General features: G+C 52.3%; 13 protein-coding genes. 9 read left to right on the top strand and 4 right to left on the bottom strand.

Going from position 1 to position 16,998, the window contains the following annotated elements; genetic code table 11:
• The first annotated feature begins 14 nt into the window (after positions 1 to 14).
• Both trpB and trpA read left to right on the top strand, forming a co-directional pair.
• On the top strand, positions 15 to 1,253 hold the full coding sequence (gene trpB, locus N7326_RS07850; protein ID WP_259079533.1) for a tryptophan synthase subunit beta: 1,239 nt from the start codon (positions 15 to 17) through the stop codon (positions 1,251 to 1,253).
• Positions 1,250 to 2,056, top strand: a complete 807-nt coding sequence (gene trpA, locus N7326_RS07845) for a tryptophan synthase subunit alpha (RefSeq protein ID WP_259079527.1) — start codon at positions 1,250 to 1,252, stop codon at positions 2,054 to 2,056. The genes trpB and trpA overlap by 4 nt, the downstream gene beginning before the upstream one ends.
• Before the next feature lie 65 nt (positions 2,057 to 2,121).
• Here trpA and N7326_RS07840 read toward each other — a convergent pair whose 3' ends face one another.
• Together N7326_RS07840 and N7326_RS07835 are read right to left on the bottom strand one after the other, a co-directional pair.
• Positions 2,122 to 3,615 carry a DUF1846 domain-containing protein gene (locus N7326_RS07840; RefSeq protein ID WP_263088392.1) on the bottom strand — a complete coding sequence of 498 codons (1,494 nt, stop codon included), beginning with the start codon at positions 3,613 to 3,615 and terminating at the stop codon, positions 2,122 to 2,124.
• 143 nt (positions 3,616 to 3,758) lie between these two features.
• Positions 3,759 to 5,006: a dicarboxylate/amino acid:cation symporter gene (locus N7326_RS07835; protein WP_259158607.1), complete on the bottom strand. Its 1,248-nt coding sequence runs from the start codon at positions 5,004 to 5,006 to the stop codon at positions 3,759 to 3,761.
• Positions 5,007 to 5,290: 284 nt separating this feature from the next.
• Between N7326_RS07835 and N7326_RS07830 the strand changes: the two genes are divergently transcribed.
• The 4 genes from N7326_RS07830 to N7326_RS07815 all read left to right on the top strand — a co-directional run bounded on the left by N7326_RS07830 (position 5,291) and on the right by N7326_RS07815 (position 7,713).
• Positions 5,291 to 5,728: an SdpI family protein gene (locus tag N7326_RS07830; protein WP_259079508.1), complete on the top strand. Its 438-nt coding sequence runs from the start codon at positions 5,291 to 5,293 to the stop codon at positions 5,726 to 5,728.
• Between the two features lie 303 nt (positions 5,729 to 6,031).
• On the top strand, positions 6,032 to 6,376 hold the full coding sequence (locus N7326_RS07825; RefSeq protein WP_396124771.1) for a Rieske (2Fe-2S) protein: 345 nt from the start codon (positions 6,032 to 6,034) through the stop codon (positions 6,374 to 6,376).
• A 5-nt stretch (positions 6,377 to 6,381) separates the two neighbouring features.
• On the top strand, positions 6,382 to 7,344 hold the full coding sequence (locus N7326_RS07820; RefSeq protein ID WP_259158605.1) for a bile acid:sodium symporter family protein: 963 nt from the start codon (positions 6,382 to 6,384) through the stop codon (positions 7,342 to 7,344).
• A gap of 48 nt (positions 7,345 to 7,392) precedes the next feature.
• Positions 7,393 to 7,713 (top strand): hypothetical protein, encoded by a 321-nt coding sequence (locus tag N7326_RS07815; RefSeq protein WP_259158603.1) that lies wholly within the window; start codon positions 7,393 to 7,395, stop codon positions 7,711 to 7,713.
• 52 nt (positions 7,714 to 7,765) lie between these two features.
• On the opposite strand, the gene N7326_RS07810 is transcribed toward N7326_RS07815, so the two are convergent.
• The gene (locus N7326_RS07810; RefSeq protein ID WP_259158640.1) at positions 7,766 to 8,362 is read right to left on the bottom strand and encodes a YqgE/AlgH family protein; all 597 of its coding nucleotides are present in this window, start codon (positions 8,360 to 8,362) and stop codon (positions 7,766 to 7,768) included.
• A gap of 79 nt (positions 8,363 to 8,441) precedes the next feature.
• A complete protein-coding gene (locus tag N7326_RS07805; RefSeq protein ID WP_259079660.1) occupies positions 8,442 to 9,854 on the bottom strand; it encodes a CCA tRNA nucleotidyltransferase in 1,413 nt (470 codons plus the stop codon).
• 234 nt (positions 9,855 to 10,088) lie between these two features.
• Between N7326_RS07805 and N7326_RS07800 the strand changes: the two genes are divergently transcribed.
• The 3 genes from N7326_RS07800 (at position 10,089) to N7326_RS07790 (ending at position 16,793) form a co-directional block, all read left to right on the top strand.
• Positions 10,089 to 10,880 (top strand): NUDIX hydrolase, encoded by a 792-nt coding sequence (locus N7326_RS07800; protein WP_259079502.1) that lies wholly within the window; start codon positions 10,089 to 10,091, stop codon positions 10,878 to 10,880.
• Positions 10,877 to 13,363 (top strand): DUF6049 family protein, encoded by a 2,487-nt coding sequence (locus tag N7326_RS07795; protein WP_259158602.1) that lies wholly within the window; start codon positions 10,877 to 10,879, stop codon positions 13,361 to 13,363. The genes N7326_RS07800 and N7326_RS07795 overlap by 4 nt, the downstream gene beginning before the upstream one ends.
• A 259-nt stretch (positions 13,364 to 13,622) precedes the next feature.
• A complete protein-coding gene (locus N7326_RS07790; protein WP_411512297.1) occupies positions 13,623 to 16,793 on the top strand; it encodes a murein biosynthesis integral membrane protein MurJ in 3,171 nt (1,056 codons plus the stop codon).
• Positions 16,794 to 16,998: the final 205 nt, after the last annotated feature.

The following is a 16,998-nucleotide window of genomic DNA, read 5'->3' as shown; positions in this document are numbered from 1 at the left end:
CCGAATGGACAACCATGACTATCCAAGCCTCACAGCTCCCAGCCTATTTCGGCGAATTTGGAGGACAGTTTGTCGCAGAATCCCTCATACCTGCCCTTGATCAGTTGGAGCAGGCTTTTATCCACGCCCAATCGGACCCCGATTTTCTCGCTGAATTTCAGCGCTATCTCAAAGACTATCTCGGTCGCCCCACTCCGTTGACCGAGTGCTCGAATCTTCCATTGACGGGGAAACAGTATGTCAGGATCTTCCTCAAAAGAGAGGATCTTCTCCATGGGGGAGCTCATAAAACAAATCAGGTAATCGGCCAGGCTCTCCTCGCAAAGCGCATGGGGAAAACGAGGATTATCGCCGAGACGGGTGCTGGCCAACACGGGACCGCAACGGCGCTCGCGTGTTCTCTGCTAGGTCTGGACTGCGTGATCTATATGGGTGCCCATGATATCGCCAGACAACAACCGAATGTTTACCGAATGGAGCTGATGGGGGCTCAAGTTATTCCGGTTCATTCTGGCTCTGGCACCCTCAAGGATGCCGTCAATGAAGCACTGCGAGATTGGACCGCTCATTTTTCTACTTCTCACTATCTTCTCGGTACAGCGGCCGGTCCACATCCGTTCCCGACTATTGTCAAGGAGTTCCACCGAGTGATTTCGCGCGAGGCCAAGGCTCAGATTATCGAGCGCATAGGAACGCTGCCAGATATGGTTGTTGCCTGCGTGGGTGGGGGATCGAATGCCATAGGCATCTTTGCTGATTTTATCGATGAGCCCTCCGTGGCTCTAGTCGGCGCCGAACCAGGGGGTAAAGGAATCGAGTCGGGACTTCATGGAGCCACCATCACCCACGGCTCTGAGGGAATTTTGCATGGAACGCATAGTTATTTGATGCGCGATGCTCATGGGCAGGTTTTAGAATCGTATTCCATCTCCGCTGGGCTTGATTACCCTGGTGTCGGTCCCGAACACGCCCATCTGGCCAAAACGGGGCGGGCCCAGTATATCCCTGTCACCGATGCTGAAGCTTTAGAAGCTTTCCAGTTACTCAGTCGCTATGAGGGGATCCTCCCGGCCTTGGAATCCAGCCATGCCATGGCTTATGCCCTGAAGGCTGCCGTGGAAGCGGAGAAGGAAAGGAAGTCGCTAACGATCGTGGTATGCCTATCTGGTCGCGGCGATAAAGATATTGATCATGTGCGCCGTATCCTCTCCGAGCATCCCGAATTATCTATCACAAAGGAGAAAATGTCATGAATCGCTACGAGGCCCTCTTTGAGCGATTGGGTTCCGAAGGTGCCTTCGTCCCTTTCTTTATGCTAGGCGACCCTGACCTTGAAACCTCACTCGATATTATCCGCACCGCTATTCGCCACGGTGCCGACGCTCTCGAACTCGGGGTACCTTTCTCTGATCCTGTCGCCGATGGTCCTACCATCGCCGCCGCACATCTGAGAGGCCTGAACGCCGGCGGCACCATTGAGGTATGTCTGAGCTTAATTCGCCGTATTCGCGAGGAGTTCCCCGATATCCCTATAGGAATGCTCGTCTATAGCAATGTGGCATTTAGCCGTGGTATTGACGCGTTCTATCAAGAATTTTCAGATGCTGGCGCTGATAGTATCCTTATGCCAGACCTTCCTGTTAGAGAATCTTTGCCCTTTGTGCGCGCAGCCCACGCAGCACATATCGCCCCCATCTTCATTGCTCCCGCTCAGGCCTCAGCGGCAACCCTTGCCGAGGTCGCTCAACTATCTCAAGGCTATATCTATGCCATCTCCCGTGATGGAGTCACGGGTACCGAGCGTACCGCCCAGATGACGGGCCTGAAGGAAGTTGTGGAAAATATCGCCCGTTTCAATGGCCCACCCGTACTCCTAGGATTTGGCATTTCAAAGCCGGAGCATGTGACGAATGCTCTGGCAGCTGGAGCTAGGGGAGCGATAACTGGTTCTGCCTTAAGTTCCATTATTGCTACCTATCAGGGTGATCAATCACGTGAGGATCTACTTGCACAGTTAGGTAGCTATATCGCGAAGATGAAAGCTGCGACGATCTGACACTAAATGTTTCACGTGAAACATTGAAAACCCCATGGCCCTTCGGTGCGGGCCATGGGGTCTCATTAACGCTTTTGATATAAACTCTTGCGTTGAAATTGCGGATCGGAGGTTACCAAGATCCCTAAATTGCGGAAGATGCTCTCGTCAACGGAACCGAGAATCGTAGTGGTATGGACATCACATCCCTCTAAATGCTTGAGTTGATCGAGAGCGGCTTTCGCTTGCGTATCACTGCCAGCAGAAACAGATAGCGCGATCAGCACCTCATCTGTATGCAATCGAGGGTTGAGCGATCCTAAATGATCCGTTTTAAGAGACTGAATAGGCTCAATGGACTGCGGCGACAAAAGGTGCACCTCATCGTCGATCCCCGCCAAATACTTCAAGGCATTGAGAAGCATGGCAGCAGAGCAGCCCAACAGGGGAGACGTGGCCCCTGTAATAATGGTGCCATCGGCTAATTCGATTGCAGAACCTGGCTGACCGGTTGCGGTTGCTTTATCGCGCGCTGGTTGGACTACACGTCGATCCTCGACGCTGATACCCGCTTTAGCCATCACCACGGCGGCACGATCCGATTGGGTAGAATCCAGACCACCTCGGGCTTCGTCGACAAGCGTTTTGAAATAACGGCGGATAATCTCCTGATGAGAAGCCTCACGACACACCTCGTCGTCGGTAATACACAGACCGGCCATATTCACACCCATATCAGTTGGCGACTGATAAGGTTCGGCACCTGTGAGACGTTTCAGGAGGGTTTTCAGCAATGGAAAAGCCTCGACATCGCGATTATAGTTCACGGTGTATTCCCCGTGGGCGGAAAGGTGGAAGTGATCGATGACATTCGCGTCATTGAGGTCTACCGTTGCAGCTTCATAGGCAAGGTTGACGGGGTGCTCGAGAGGGAGATTCCAGATAGGGAAGGTTTCAAATTTTGCGTAGCCGGCATTAATACCCAGGCGATGCTCGTGGTAAATCTGGGACAGGCAGGTAGCGAGCTTCCCGGAACCCGGTCCTGGCGCCGTCACAACAACGAGGTTTCTTGTCGTGGCGGCATATTCATTGCGGCCGAGCCCCTTCTCGGAGACGATAAGATCCATATCGGTGGGGTAGCCTGGAATGACACGGTGCTTGGCTACCTTGAGTCCCAAGCGCTCGAGGCGCTCTAAGAAAGAATGTGCAAGACGATTATCGTCCTCGAGTTGAGTCAGCACCACGTGCTCGACGAGGAAACCTCGATCCCGAAAGACATCCACGAGGCGGAGCACGTCGTCTTCATAAGTAATGCCAAGGTCGGCGCGAATCTTATGGCGCTCTAGATCCTTGGCATTGATACAAATAAGAATTTCGACGTCATCGCGAATCTCTTCAAGCATTGCGATCTTGTTATCGGGAGTGAATCCAGGGAGGACGCGTGAGGCGTGCATATCGTCGAAGAGCTTCCCGCCCATTTCGAGATAGAGTTTTCCGCCGATTTCTTCGCGACGAGCCTGAATATGTCGCGACTGCATTTCAATATATGCGCCACGGTCAAAACCAGTGTTTTTTGCCATGGACCTTTATTTAATCAGATTTACCCCATTTCTGTAAAGCAATAGAAAAATTGTTGAGGCCGCCTAACCCCACCTGAGAGTTGATGGCCAACAAAAAACACCCCAAGAGATCAGGGTGATCACTTGGGGTGGGATGGTATCAGCTAGGACTTTGTATGCTCTTCGCCCGAAATAGCGAGCGCAAGGCCGAGATCGTCGCCCTCATCAAGCTCGCTGCGAACGATGGTGCCCTTGGCAAATTTATCAATCACCATGGCGATGGCACCGTCGCCGGTCACATTGCAGGCCGTACCGAAGGAGTCAATGGCAATATAGGCGGCAATCATTAGCGCCACCTGCTCATCGGTGAAGCCCAAATTGGACGATAGGAGCCCCACTGCCGCCATAATAGCTCCACCAGGAACACCCGGTGCGGCTACCATGGTCACACCCAGCATGAGGATGAAACCGAGGGCGAGCGGCAAAGGCAATGCCATACCATCGAGGAACATGATAGCGAAGGCGAAGAGCGAGATCTTCATCATGGAACCAGAGAGGTGAATGGTGGCGCAGAGCGGAACTACGAAGCCCGCGACAGAGCGGGAAACACCATTTTTCAGGGCTGATTCATAGGTAACCGGGATGGTAGCGGCGGAGGAGGAGGTGCCAAGCGCGGTGAAATAAGCCGGCATCATATTCTTCAGAGCGGTCAAAGGGTTGCGGCCGGTAATCGCACCCGCAAGCAGATACTGGATTGCCAGCAGTACAAAAGAGAAAACGATGGCCAAGAGCAGCACCTTGGTAAACGCCGAGAGAATATCTATTAAGTTGCCATTCATACCGAGGGAGAGGAAGAGGCCGAAAATATAGATAGGCAGTAGCGGGATAATAAAGCTAGCGATAACCTTCATCACAACACGCCGCAGATCAGCGACGGCCCCGTAAAGAGTATCCGACTTTACAGTGGTCATAGACACGCCGAGAACGAAAGCAAGGATGAGAGCAGTCATCACAGGCATAGGGGCGGGCATTTCGATCGAGATATACGCCGTGAGAGCGCCCTCATCGATATCAGAGACGCGAACTTCATCCTGATTGGCGAGCAGCCATGGGTAGATCAGCGTTGCGATACCCCAAGACATCAGACCCGAAATGACAGCCGAACCATAGGCTATACCGGTGGTGATTCCTAACCATTTACCGGCGCCGCGTCCCAGACCTGCGATAGAAGGGGTGATAAGGGCGAAGATAAGCACGGGAACAAAGAATCCGAGGAAACTACCGAAGAGCCCGTTGAAGGTGACGAAGACACGGGCTAGAGTCTCCGGGAAGAAGAGACTACAGATAATGCCCAATATGATGGCGACAATGATCTTGAAGAGCAGCGAGGATGAAATCCTGCGTAAGTCCATTGATATATTCCTATCTTTTATATACAAATGATTGTGGTACTGGAGGAGGATGGTGTTTTTCCATCCCGGAACCTGATCTAACTCAGCTTGGTGCCCGAGCGCACAAGTCCACCCTTAGGTTTTCAATCTAGCGCTCAATAGGTATTTTTCCTAGTCACGCTGGCTGCACACGTCAGCATAGGCTCCTCGCTTGCCCTAACTACCCCCAACGTACCCCCTTAATGCCTAGGTTGTGATCCGCCCCTCGCCGATTCTCCGACAGGTCTGAGTGATATAATTCCTCTATGTTTTTTCTCGGTCTTCTTGCGAGCGCCTGTGCTCTTATCGTGATCATGAGTGGCGTTCTGGCATGGACGAAAAATCTCCCCGGTAACCGATTTATTGGAATCAAGGTGCCAGAGGTACGTGCATCCAAAGACATCTGGGATCACGCTCACTCTCTGGCAGGTCCACTGTGGGTAGCTGCAGGAGTACTTATCGCAATTGGCTCCGCGCCGATCTATGGCGGACTGAGCTGGTTGCTCACCATCACCGCAGTTAGCTTTATTGGTGCTCTATATATGATTGGTTTGGGTAATTCTCTAGCAGCTCGTGCCGCTGGGATCCTCAGAAGCAATAAGGAGTCATCGTCTGGATGTTCGGGTGATTGTTGTGGGGGAGGAGCGAGTACCGCCATCGATCTCGAGGCTGTCCGCCAGGCGGCCAAAAGGTCTGATCAGTAACTGAAAAATATGTGAACCCACCGCGGGGTGGGTCTTTTTTTCTGTTCACAATTCAGCGACCTGGGGGTAGCGCACTGTGGCCTTATTTAGTCACTGTGACTAAATATAAAGGAGTCATAACCGCTGACCTTAGACCATCTTGATAATTGTGCGTCCAGATAACTGTCGCTTGACCATAGACGCGGCAGGGAAGGGAGTGGAGTATCGTGAGGACGCCCAAAAAAGCATATAGGCGAAAAAAGTGAGATACTAGCAGTCATGACTACACCGAAATCTTCACCTGAATCAACCTGTTCGCGGCGCATCTTTCTCCTCGCCACCGCATCGACTTTTTCCGGTTTGGTCTTAACTGCCTGCGCTGGGAAGGCGCAAGAGATGGATATCAGCGACGTCCCTGTCGGCAGTGCGATCATACGAGATGGCATCATCCTCGCCCAACCTGAACCTGGGGTATACAAAGCCTATTCCGCCGACTGCCCACACCAGCACTCTCAGATCACCGAAGTAGACGGCGATCTTGTGCGGTGTCCAACTCACCATTCAGAATTCTCTATCGTCGATGGGGCAGTACTAACAGGGCCTGCTCGCGACCCATTGAAGGATTTCGAGATCAGCACTGTGGGTACCACGGCCACTATTAGCGGTTAAAAGCTATGCCCAAAATTGATCCCCTTATCGTCTTAATTCTCCTAGCGGTGCTCGGCGCAGTGGTTTTCCCCATAAGCGGTACCGCCGCCGAGTACTTTTCCGCGGCCACTGCTCTGGCCATTGCACTTCTTTTCTTCCTCTACGGAGCTAGACTGTCCACTGCTGAAGCCCTCGAGGGGCTCAAGCACTGGAGATTGCATCTGGTTATCGTTGTGTTTACCTTTGTCTTCTTTCCACTGATTGGCTTAGCTCTCAAACCCGTGGAAGCCATTATTGGAAGCCAGTTATATATCGGCCTCCTTTACCTCACGCTCGTTCCCTCCACGGTGCAGTCCTCGGTGGCATTTACCTCCATCGCGAAAGGTAATGTCGCTGGCGCCATCGTCAGCGCCTCTTTGAGCAATCTCTTGGGAGTGGTTCTAACTCCCGTCTTGGTGATGCTCACCATGACAACAACCACTACTCTGCGTATCGACGCCAGCGTTTTCTTCAATATCGCACTACAGCTACTCCTGCCCTTTATCCTAGGCCAGCTATCAAGGCCACTTGTAGCAGAGGTGGCAAAGAATAAGGCCACGAAGGTGGTTGACCGTCTTTCTATCGCGATGGTGGTTTACTCTGCCTTCTCAGCCGGCATGGTAACGGGATTGTGGGCGAGTATTAGTTATCGCGATATCATCCTTCTGATTGTCATCTCCATTGCAATAGTGAGTCTTACGCTTGCTCTCACGTACAAGGTGGGGCAAAGCTTAGGTTTTACCCTGAGTGATACCCGCGCTATCCAATTTTGCGGTTCTAAGAAATCGCTCGCTACCGGCCTACCCATGGCGGCTATCATCTTCGGCGCCGCCAATATCGGAGTGCTCATCACCCCCTTGATGATCTTCCACCAGATTCAGCTCATGATGTGCTCGTGGTTGGCAGCACGATATGGCGCGCAGCTCGAACCCGATCACAACGTAAACTAGGGGTGTAGAATTTTACCGCCATAAAGTCACAGAAGAAAAGGACCGTAGATGGATCAGCACTTGCTTTATATCCGACTGGACCTCACTATTGAGGGAGCTGGATCGGTTAGTCATATCGCCGAGTTAAAACCCTTGGACCCCACACAGTGTGAGCTGCAGCGGATCATCGAACTCGACCCCCAGGGTGTCATCCAGGGCGCTGGTTCTCCCGACTACGCTGCAGGGCTTGCTAGCACACCTAATAAACGTGTGCCTCATCCCGATACGTTTGACACATTTCCTGATATTGAGGCTTTTGACGTAACGGCCGACGAATTCTTAAGGTTATGGGAGGATGCCGTAACCAAATTCCCGGAATTAGCGAACTAACACACGTTTAAAACCGCAATGTTTCACGTGAAACATTGCGGTTTTGTCTATGTTAGTTCTCGTCTACGTCTAAACCTGGGTGCGTTGCAAGAAGGGGGAGTGGCATGGGTTGACGCCGCATAATATCACCCCACAAATCTACTGCACCTGGAGCGATGACATCGCTCGGCAGGCAGGGAGCAACATACCATTCTCCTTCAGCTATCTCAGCTTCGAGTTCACCCGGGGCGAAAAAATACGTACCTACAAAGATGCGCACCGCCTCGATATACTCAGCAATGCTTTCGGGCGCTAGGCCTAGATCCGCCAAGGCTATACGGTTAGTGATGCGCATCAGGCTAGAGATCTGAGAATTATCCACCTCGGGCTTTGTTACCGCCACTGCGATAGCCATCTCGGGATTCGTCGAACCCCCGTGGTACAGCGTCTGAGGCTTCGCTACCCACGGCTGCCAATCAGGACGCACCTCAGCAACGGCCATATCAGTGCGATGGTTCAGCAATACCCCGAGAGTCCCTTCAGTATCATGGCTAATAATTAGGATGACACCTCGATTCGCCTCATCGGAATCGGTATCGGGCGCTGCTACTAATACCTGCCCCGGATAAACCTCATTACGTTCAAGATTTGCAAAAATACGCTCTCGCATTGCTTCCGCCACAATCACACACCCTTAGTTATCAGTTGAGCCCCATATATGAGTCTCTTTTTCTTACCATTCTATGAGACTAGGAGGCAGACTGCCGTTCCTCCCACCACGCAAGCAAATACTTGCTAGCCAACTCTGGCTCCAGAGGGCCCAATTCCAACCGTAATTCCTTCAGATAGGCCCATGCTCGACCAACGTCGGGGCCCGGCTGTAAATCAAGCAAGTCCATAATGGCGTTGCCGTCAAGATCGGGGCGAACTCGTGCAAGATCTTCTTTTTCGGCAATCTCAGCGATACGCTCTTCTAGATGATCATAAATGCGTTGTAAACGCTGCGCCTTTTTCTTATTGCGCGTTGTGCAATCCGCTCGAACCAGTTTGTGCAGCCGGGGCAGGAGATCGCCAGCGTCATTGACATACCGACGCACTGCTGAATCAGTCCACTTACCTTCATTAAAGCCGTGGAAGCGCATATGCAGGAAGACCAATTGGCTGACCTGTTTGATCATCGCCTTCGAGTATTTCAGTGCCCGCATCCGGCGACGCACCAAGCGCGCACCCGCAACCTCATGTTGGTGAAAACTAACTCTCCCATTTTGGTCATAGGCCCTAGTCTCGGGTTTACCGATATCATGAACTAAAGCAGCCCAACGTAATACCAAGTCGGGGACTTCTTCTTGATCAATAGCTTGTCGTAACACCTGAAGCGAGTGCGCATAAACATCTTTATGCTGCTGGTGCTCATCTTGAGTCATGCGTAATTCTAATAACTCGGGATAGCAGTACTGGGCGAGACCAGTATCCACCATGACATCGACGCCTTCCCAAGGTATGCGACCGAGCATTAATTTATCTAGCTCCACCTGGATCCGCTCCGCGGTTATCCGCTCCAATTGGGAGGCCATCTGGGTTAAGGCATGACGCACTCGGGGAGCGAGTTCGAATTCCAACTGCGAGACAAAGCGAGCCGCACGCAACATCCGTAAGGGATCATCATGGAAGCTCTCCTCTGGGCTGGCTGGAGTATCGATCCTCCTTTGACTAAGGTCCTTAAGCCCACCCATGGGGTCATGAAAAATTAGAGAACCTTCCGCAGTAATTTCAACCGCCATCGCATTGCACCGAAAATCGCGGCGGATCAGATCCCCTTCCAGAGTCGATCCGAAGTGCACCACTGGATTTCGCGAGTGCCCATCGTAGAGATCAGCGCGAAAGGTGGTAATTTCAATTTGCTGTCCAGCCTTTTCGGCCGAGACGGTTCCGAAGTCAATACCGGTATCCCAAACCACATCAGCGTAGTCCTGTAAAATCTCAGAAACGATCTCGGGATGGGCATCAGTAGTGAAGTCCAAATCATTGCCCAACCGATTCATGAGCGCATCGCGCACCGATCCGCCCACGAGGTATAAGGTATATCCCCTTTGGTGAAATTTTTCGGCTAAGGGCACTATATCTGCAAAGAGCGGCTGCAGGGCTTTATTAAGTTGGCTAATTGCCGCCTCTGTGGTGAAGGGTAGTTCGAGGGTTTTCTGCTGATTAGGGGGGATAGTCACGCTGGGTAAGTCTACCGTGTTCGTGGTCTATGCTAAAGACAGATAAAATAATGCTCGACATTAAAAATACCAACGATGATATCTACAACCCTTGCACCGAAGGGCTGGAGGATCTGACATAAACCACATTGTCATTAATAGTGACCGCACCGTCAAGGAATGGAGTCTGAAGAGATGTCTTCTCTATCATCACCTCAGGGTTCTCCTTCACAGAGTGGACAATCCCAAATTCATGCGCGCACTGCGGATACTATCCTCCCAAGACTGAGTAGTGAAGAAATACTCACCCCCAACTCTCTAGCACACCGGGCGCGGTTGACTAAGAAGGATAAGCCCAAGGAGAAGCCAAAACCTAAGCGCACCCAAAAAGCGACAATACGGAAGCGAGGGGAGGGGCGCCGCCGCCAGGGTGGGCGCAGTACCAACCGTCGTGGGCCAAAGCGACCACCCGAAGCTCACCGGATGATGAAACGAATGGAGACCTCCGCTGGGGGGCTCGTCATCTCCGGGCTTGCAGAGGCTGTCGATCACCGTGGGCGAGTAGATCTGTCAAAGATCTATGTGGCTCTCATCGGGCGCAAGGATCGGCGCGGGCGCCTTTTATGGTCCATGCCTAAAGGCCATGTGGAAGAGCACGAAGATATCGAAGCAACAGCGGCACGGGAAGTGTGGGAAGAAACCGGCATTCTCGGCGAGGTCTTTGCCACTCTCGGACAAATTAGCTACTGGTTCGTTTCGGATAATACGCGTATTCATAAGACTGTTTACCACTACCTGCTGCGTTATCAAGATGGAGTTCTTAACGACGAAGATCCTGAGGTTACCGAGGTCGCGTGGATACCAGCCTCAGCACTCCTTGAGTATTTTGCGTATGCCGATGAGCGTAAGCTGGCCAAGATCGCGCTTCGGATGCTCCCCGATTTAGCCCGCACGGAGGCGCAGGAAGGACGGATGACGCCCCGATGAAACCATCCTCTCCTCACTCGTGTCGCCTGGCTCTCGGTATTGCGCTGACCCTTAGTATGCTCGGCCCCACAAGTGCGCTGGCCAACCCGCTGCCTCATTCTCCAAACAACCCGGCGGCACTAGGAACCTGGGTGGGCCAAAGCCCGCGGGTTGATAAGCGAGAACCAGATCTAGCAATAAGTCTCGATCGAGCACCAGCTCAGATCTCCTTTGGGCAAGTCCTCCAGGTCTCTCTATCGGTGCGCAATAATACGGATAGCGAGATGGACAATATCATTATTGTTCCAAAACGGGCAGCGGAACCCAGAAGCGTTAACCAGGCTCTTGAACTTCCAGCTCTGAGCCAAGAAGCTTATCCATTCTTTGCTAATACTATTGATATTGACGGTCCGATTGTGCCGGGAGAGACGCGCCATATCGATATTGAAATCCCCACCGCAGCGCAGGCGATTGGTGGATTCGATATTATTCGCCCAGGTATCTATCCTTTATTATTTGGAGTACAAAATACTACCTCAGGGCAACGATATTCATCCCAGCGCTTTCTCCTCAACGTCGCGGCAGATCCGAGTACTCCTCGTACTCCTCAGGATGCAAAGGAAGAGGAAACTGACAATCCCGAGCGAGCACCCGGACTTACCCTGATCTATCCCATTACTGCCGTAGTTGATATTCTCGGCGGGGAAACTGGGGAAGCTGGGAAAGAACGCGCGCCGCTTATTATGCGCAGCGAAAATCTCGCTCGTCAGCTTGCCCCCGATGGGCGGCTGAGCACAATAGTCAAAGACTTCCGCACGGTCACAGACAGAGAGCCAGCTTTGAAAGAAGCTAGTTGTATCGCCCTTGATCCACAGCTTATAGATACCGTATCGAGGATGACTCAGGGCTATCGCATTGCCACAGAACGCCCGAGTTCAGTCTCACAGAATCTACGCCTGCGCGATTCATGGTTTTTTGCCGACCAAGATATCGATTCCATCCCTGGTAGCGCCTCAGACGACGCCGCACGCTGGCTTGCAGAACTCAAAGCACTTCTAAGTACCACCTCTTGTGTGGTGGCACTACCGTGGGCTAATACCGATATCAACGGACTAGCAAAGCTAGGGGATAGCTGGCTCATGCGCGAAGCGCTGGATCAGGGTGCTCTGATCCTCAGGCGCGAACTGGGCGTAAATCCGGCACCAGATATTGTTATTCCCGCAAGCGGTTATCTTGAACCCACAACCATTAGTTCCCTCGGCTGGGCTGATTATTCCACCCCTACCAATAACAATCAGATGCCTACTGATCTCGCAACGGCGTGGAATGCACGGGAACCGAAGGATACTGATACTACTACTGCACCCCTTCCACAGCGTCCCATCACAGTACTGCTAGCCGATAACTCTTTCCCGCAAACTAGTGGACGATTTGCCCCCTTAGCACCAGGAATTCGAGCCGCCGGATTCGATAGTTTAGTAGCCTCAAGTTTTGCACATAGCGCACCAGATCCACTCACCATGAGTTATACCCCTGATTCGCACCGCTATGATTACCGCCAGGATTCACTAGTAGCTCGCAGTAATACAGCATCAAATATCCTGCGTTTAAGTATCTCCCAGCGCACAGAAGAAGATTCCCAACCATTGGTGGTGCCGTTGCCGAGCAATATAGATAGTGGACAACCGTGGTTGGATACTGCTGCTGAATTACTCAGAGATCGAGCTGCCCAACCGCGCAACTTACTGAACGTGATCACCCCGCTCCCTCAAGAGCAAGAAGCTTTGGATCAAGCGGAAGAGTTCGTAGCTGTTTCCTCTCCTTTTCCCGATCCCGCTCAAATAGCTGACACCGAGCTATTAGCGGCTAAAGGTTTAGTATCATCTATAGATAACCTCACGCGCTTGATGATTAGCGATTCCGCTATCTCCTTGAGCCCTTATGAGTTTACTGAGCCCTTACGCCGAGATGTGATCCGCTCTTTTACTCTAGAGGGGCGCCAATCTATAGCGCGTTTCGATGAGCATAGTGAGGATATTAGGAACCTCATTGCCGCCACCCGGGAGACTCTGGCACAACTGAGGAATTCGGTGAGCCTTATTCCACCAGGAAATGTTTTCACAAGAACCTCGGATTCATCACCGCTTCTTGTTGTGGCTCAAAATGGTTTACCGCTACCTGTCGATGCCAGGCTTGCCTATAGTGGGCCCAACGAGGCGAAGATTGGAATTCCGCGGGAGATTCTTATCCCCGCAAAGGGCTCGATTACGATCTCGATGAATGCAAATCTGGAGGCTGTGGAGTCTCGACGAGCAGATCTTCGTATGTGGTTGACCACAAATACCAATGACGCCATATCTGAGTCCGTGACCATGGGTGTACAAACCCGATCGGGATTATCTGGTACTTCAGGCTTCGCCGGTTATGTGCTACTAGCTCTCGTTATCGTTCTTATCGGGCGAATTTTCCCCAGCCTTCTGGCGGAATTTAGACGTGACAAATGATCTAGTTCAAGGTTCTTCGGATTAGCTAGTGGGGGCAACGGTTAACCCCGCTACGATTTCCATTTTTCTAGAACTACGGAGGAAGATGGTCTCTTTGAGACTTTTCCCTAGTTTCTCCACGGTGAGGGGCGACGGGATCTTTCCACCTTCTTCAGCTAAGGAGAATGGCGTGAGCAATCACCTCAATAAGCTTGATGGGCACCAGGACGATCGGCCGCTAAGAAGCTTAACTGCCGCGAACGAGCCCGGCACCCCTCTAATGCCACCACGTGGAGGTGAGGAGAAGGCTCCTCATCACACACAGGAGCCGCGCTCAACCTCACTGCTCGAGGCCGAAAGAAAAGCTGAATATAAAGCCGATGACGCCGAGGTGGTACGCTCCTCAGGGTCGATGGCTATAGCCACGCTCTTTAGCCGGATTACTGGCTTTTTGCGCAATGTGATCATCACCGCCACCTTAGGTGGGGCGATCGCTTCGGCTTTTAATACCGCCAATACATTGCCCAATTTGATCACTGAGATCGTTCTGGGCGCGGTGCTGACCTCCCTTGTGGTCCCCGTATTGGTGCGCGCCGAAAAAGAAGATCCCGATCGGGGAGAGGCTTTTATCAGGCGCCTGTTTACTCTTGCGGTAACGTTATTAGGGTCGATTACCCTGCTTGCCGTTATTGCCGCCCCCTATCTTGTGCAAATGGCATTGCGTAGCGACGGTAAGGTCAATATCGTCCAATCCACCGGCTTTGCCTACTGGCTCTTGCCACAGATTTTCTTCTACGGCATTTTTGCACTCTTAATGGCTATTCTCAATACCAAGGGGATCTTCAAGCCAGGCGCCTGGGCGCCGGTGATGAATAATCTCATTGTGCTTGCCGTCATGGGCGCCTATTGGTTTGTTCCTGGGGAATTAACTCCCGAGCAACCAGCCGGAGCTTTTGACATACATGTGATGCTCTTGGGTATTGGCACCACAGTCGGTGTGGTTGTGCAGGCTCTCATACTATTTCCGTATATTCGCCGCACTAATATTTCCCTCAAACCGCTGTGGGGCATTGACGCTCGCTTGAAGCAATTCGGGGGCATGGCCGCGGCGATTATTTTCTATGTCGCCATCAGTCAGTTGGGCTATATCGTCACTACCCGTATCGCCTCTGTGGCGGATGCGGCGGCGCCAAATATTTACCAGCAGGCGTGGCTATTATTGCAAGTTCCCTATGGCATTATTGGTGTTACCCTGCTCACTGCCATTATGCCGCGGCTTTCGCGCAATGCTGCTGATGGAGACGATAAGGCGGTCACCCAAGATCTCATCATAGGTTCCAAGCTCACCTATATTGCGCTGATTCCGATCATTGTTTTCTTTACTATTTTTGGAACCTGGATTGCCCGTGGCCTTTTCGCCTATGGGCAATTCGCCGGCCCTGAGGCGACCATCTTGGGCTGGACTTTGAGCTTCTCGGCCTTCACTCTTTTACCCTATGCCACTGTTCTTCTGCACCTGCGGGTCTTTTATGCGCGCGAGGAAGCGTGGACCCCAACCTTTATTATCGCTGGTATAACGGGGACGAAAATTGCGCTTTCGCTGCTGGCTCCCATTGTTGCCACGTCACCGTCGCGGGTAGTGATCCTCCTCGGTGCTGCCAATGGTTTTGGCTTTGTTGCTGGCGCTGTGATTGGAGCCTTTTTACTCAGGCGGAAATTGGGCCATCTAGGCACCAGAGATATTATTCGCACCTGTGCGTGGGCGCTCGCAGCTAGTTCCTTAGGTGGGTTGATCGCTTTTGCCCTCAGCCAAGCTATCGATCTGGCGGCTGGTCAGCTCTTTGACGCCTTGGGGTCGGTTGGTTATCTTGTCCAATTAACCATTGCGGGGATTGTTTTCCTCGCAATGACGGGCTTAGTTCTCTCGCGTTCCCAGTTGCCCGAAGTAAAGAAATTGGCTCAGCTACTGGCCCGAATTCCGGGAGTGAACCGAATTATCCAGCCGAGCGAGCCGGCTAAGATTTCCCATCTGAGTGCCCAGGAGTTGAAAGTGGAACAACCGAATTATATTGACGATACTTTCAACGCCACCCCTGTACCGCCGCCAATGTCTGCGGGTATCGTTCGGGGTCCGCGACTGGTTCCAGGCGCTGAAGTCAGCGATGGCAGTTTCCGGCTCCTGGTCGATCACGGATCCGCCCCGGGAGTTCGCTTCTGGCGGGCTATGGAGAAGCGGACGGGACGCGAGGTATCCCTGACCTTCGTTGATACCTCTGGGCTCACCCCAATGGCGCCGCTGAGTCCTGCAGCGGCCGCTGATGCTGCCGATCGAGTCAAAGTGAGAACCCTCGCACTTGCCGGCTTAAAGAGCGACAGTATCGCAAAAAATATTGAGGTTCGCTCTTACCGTAATGGGTGTTTGATCATCGCCGATTGGGTGCACGGAACTCCGCTCGCTAAGCTCGCTAGCGATCCCTATCAGCAGGATCCCCAGGCGGTGGTATTCGCACTGGCGCCGTTGGTGGCTGCTGCTGGCAAGAAGACCTTGGGCCTGGATAATAGGGCTCGAATTCGGGTGAATACCGATGGGGTAGCGGTGCTCGCTTTCCCAGCCGTTCTGGCCGACGCTACCCACGAGCAAGATTTGAAATCTCTGCGCACCGCCTTAGGCATCTTGATCAACGACGAGGCCCCATCAGATATTAGAGAGCTCTTAGAGGGCGACCTCGAGGAGATGCCCGGAGCCTATGAGAAGTACCTAAAGAAGCTCTCTGAGCCAACTGAGCCAGGTGATACCCAAACCCTCCAGGTGACCGCTCAAAAGGCCCCCCGAGAGATTAAGTCGCCTGTGGGTGGATTCGGCCGTAAAGGGTATGGGCGCGGTGCTACCACAGCCGTCCTTGTCGGTGCTACCTCAATGGTGGTGCTGGCCGCGATCATTACCGCGTATATTACCTCCGTACTCAATAGTGGCAACGAGCAGGCCCCCATTAAGGCTGAGGAGCTTGCACCTATAAGCTCTGAGATAGCCAAACCTTCGCTGATCTTGGCCGTGGAGTCGGCCTATCCGTGGAGAGATAGCAATGCCACTGCATCCTTTGCTGCCGATGGTAATCCAGAGACTATATGGAAGGCCCAGGCAGATGAGGCGGTTATTATTAATCTGGCAGCAGCCAGTGAGATCAACCGACTCGTGGTCAATAGCCCTACTCCGGGCTTTAGGCTGCAGGTCTTTGGGGTGCGCGACAATAATCCCATCGGGGCTCAAACTAACCTCAACGATCTCTTGGCAAGAAATATCTTAGCTGAGCTCAGTGTGGATAAAACGCGGGCGAGTGTCGATATTGATTCCTCTACACACATCAAACAGCTACTCGTCCTGGTCAGCTCTATTAAAGGCGAAGCCGAGGGTGTAGAGATCAAAGAGCTCCAAGTAGTGGGAATGCCCTAAGAAGAAAAATATCAAAAAGAACCTCCATATTTTTACGGAGGTTCTTTTTGATATTTTTGACCTACCCCGCCGATATCATCGTGGAGCTCCCATCTTGTTGTACTCATTGTTCTCTTGTGATGTACTCACCAGATTCTTCGCTGTATTCCCATTTATGGAGTTTGGTTGTGAGAAAAATTAGTGCCAATCCACCTGTATCCGATCT

The organism is Corynebacterium sp. ES2794-CONJ1 (assembly GCF_025660615.1).
In the GTDB taxonomy this organism is placed as follows: Bacteria; Actinomycetota; Actinomycetes; order Mycobacteriales; family Mycobacteriaceae; genus Corynebacterium.
This window is presented reverse-complemented; position numbering and strand designations above follow the sequence as displayed.

What these genes read in the sequence shown, in the direction of transcription:
- trpB (WP_259079533.1), top strand. Translation starts at nt 15, where the DNA reads ATGACTATCCAAGCCTCACAGCTCCCAGCCTATTTCGGCGAATTTGGA.
- trpA (WP_259079527.1), top strand. Translation starts at nt 1,250, where the DNA reads ATGAATCGCTACGAGGCCCTCTTTGAGCGATTGGGTTCCGAAGGTGCC.
- N7326_RS07840 (WP_263088392.1), bottom strand. Translation starts at nt 3,615, where the DNA reads ATGGCAAAAAACACTGGTTTTGACCGTGGCGCATATATTGAAATGCAG.
- N7326_RS07835 (WP_259158607.1), bottom strand. Translation starts at nt 5,006, where the DNA reads ATGGACTTACGCAGGATTTCATCCTCGCTGCTCTTCAAGATCATTGTC.
- N7326_RS07830 (WP_259079508.1), top strand. Translation starts at nt 5,291, where the DNA reads ATGTTTTTTCTCGGTCTTCTTGCGAGCGCCTGTGCTCTTATCGTGATC.
- N7326_RS07820 (WP_259158605.1), top strand. Translation starts at nt 6,382, where the DNA reads ATGCCCAAAATTGATCCCCTTATCGTCTTAATTCTCCTAGCGGTGCTC.
- N7326_RS07815 (WP_259158603.1), top strand. Translation starts at nt 7,393, where the DNA reads ATGGATCAGCACTTGCTTTATATCCGACTGGACCTCACTATTGAGGGA.
- N7326_RS07810 (WP_259158640.1), bottom strand. Translation starts at nt 8,362, where the DNA reads ATGCGAGAGCGTATTTTTGCAAATCTTGAACGTAATGAGGTTTATCCG.
- N7326_RS07800 (WP_259079502.1), top strand. Translation starts at nt 10,089, where the DNA reads ATGTCTTCTCTATCATCACCTCAGGGTTCTCCTTCACAGAGTGGACAA.
- N7326_RS07795 (WP_259158602.1), top strand. Translation starts at nt 10,877, where the DNA reads ATGAAACCATCCTCTCCTCACTCGTGTCGCCTGGCTCTCGGTATTGCG.
- N7326_RS07790 (WP_411512297.1), top strand. Translation starts at nt 13,623, where the DNA reads ATGCCACCACGTGGAGGTGAGGAGAAGGCTCCTCATCACACACAGGAG.